This window comes from Methylophaga sp. UBA2689, assembly GCA_002354555.1.
Taxonomy (GTDB): Bacteria; Pseudomonadota; Gammaproteobacteria; order Nitrosococcales; family Methylophagaceae; genus Methylophaga.
In genome coordinates, this window is the sequence record DELT01000077.1 from 1 (window position 1) to 1,761 (window position 1,761).

Annotated in this window: 2 protein-coding genes; both read left to right on the plus strand. The window is 45.6% G+C overall.

The window, feature by feature from the left end:
- The coding region (rimP, locus tag B3M51_RS09160; RefSeq protein ID WP_292758476.1) for a ribosome maturation factor RimP at nucleotides 1–432 on the plus strand (432 nt) is incomplete at its 5' end.
- A 75-nt stretch (nucleotides 433–507) separates the two neighbouring features.
- On the plus strand, nucleotides 508–1,761 hold a 1,254-nt coding region (nusA, locus tag B3M51_RS09165), incomplete at its 3' end, for a transcription termination factor NusA (protein ID WP_292758478.1).

A 1,761-nucleotide genomic window follows, 5' to 3' on the forward strand; every position in this document is an offset into this window, starting at 1 on the left:
CAGATTGAAAAATTAATTGAAGCACCGATTGAATCGCTGGGATACCAGCTTGTCGGTGTAGAATATATTCAGGGTGGACAAAATCCACTGCTCAGAATCTATATTGATGCAGATCAAGGCATTGGCATTGAGGACTGTGAACGAGTCAGTCATCAGGTCAGCGGCATCCTCGATGTAGAAGACCCCATCAAAAAAGCCTATTCACTGGAAATTTCCTCACCAGGATTTGATCGTCCTTTATTTAAGGAACGTGACTTCATCCGTTTTGCTGGCTCGTCCGCCAAAATCACCACTAAACTACCTGTGGAAGGTCGACGAAATTTTACCGGTGTACTGCAGGGCTTTGAGAATGGTGAAGTACTAATTGAAGTAGATGGTGAGGTGTACGCCTTACCATTGGCAAAGTTGGCCAAAGCGCGACTGGTTGCCTGAAAAAGCGTAATATTTGCTGTTAATGAAAAAACTTAGTTTTGGATCAATTGCTTGCATCGATCCACTGGGGGCGTGATGAATAATAAAGAAATTTTGCTGGTTGTTGATGCCATGTCTAATGAAAAAGGCGTGGGTAAAGAAGTTATATTTCAGGCGATCGAAGCGGCGTTGGCCATGGCCACTCGTAAACGTTATGAAATGGAAATAGATGCCCATGTTGCGATTGATCGCCAGACTGGCAACTATGAAACTTTCCGTCAGTGGTTAATTGTCGATGATAACGACGAAAACTTCGAATCTTCAGAGTTGCAAATCAAATTGTCTGATGCGCTGGCCAAACAGTCAGATGCCAAAGTAGGCGATTACATTCGTGAGCCAATGGATTCAGTTGAATTTGGTCGAATTGCTGCTCAAACCGCCAAACAGGTTATCGTTCAAAAAGTACGCGAAGCAGAACGTGCTCAAGTGGTTGATATGTATCGCGAGAAAGTCGGCCAGATGATTCATGGCACGGTTAAGCGTGTAGAACGTGGCAACGTGACTTTGGATCTCGGCGGAAATGCTGAAGCACTTCTGCCTCGTGAAGAAATGATTCCACGTGAAAATTTCCGTAGCGGTGACCGTATCCGTGGCTATTTAAAAGAAATTCGTTCTGAAGTACGCGGTCCACAACTGGTTGTCAGTCGTGTCGCGCCAGAATTACTGATTGAACTGTTCAGTCTTGAAGTCCCGGAAATCGGTGATGGAATGATTGAAATTAAAGGTGCAGCCCGTGACCCGGGCTTACGTGCCAAGATTGCAGTTTTAGCACATGAGCCACGGATTGATCCGGTGGGGGCCTGTGTCGGAATGCGTGGTTCCCGTGTTCAGGCTGTTACTAATGAATTGGCCGGTGAGCGTGTCGACATTATCCTGTGGGATGAAGAACCGGCTCGATTTGCCATTAACGCCATGGCACCGGCAGAAGTATTATCCATTGTCGTTGATGAAGACGCTCATAGCATGGATATTGCTGTTGAAGACGGTCAGCTGTCACAGGCAATCGGTCGCGGTGGTCAGAATGTTCGACTGGCCAGCCAGTTAACTGGTTGGGAGTTAAATGTTATGTCAGCTTCTGATGCTGACCAAAAGGCCGAAACCGAAATCAGTTCTTTGATTCAGACATTTATGGCAGATCTGGACGTTGATGAAGACGTTGCATTGATTCTGGCTCAGGAAGGTTTTTCTTCACTTGAAGAAGTTGCCTATGTGCCGGAACAGGAAATGCTTGATATTGAAGAATTTGATACTGATATAGTTAATGAATTACGTTCACGTGCCAGAGACGTA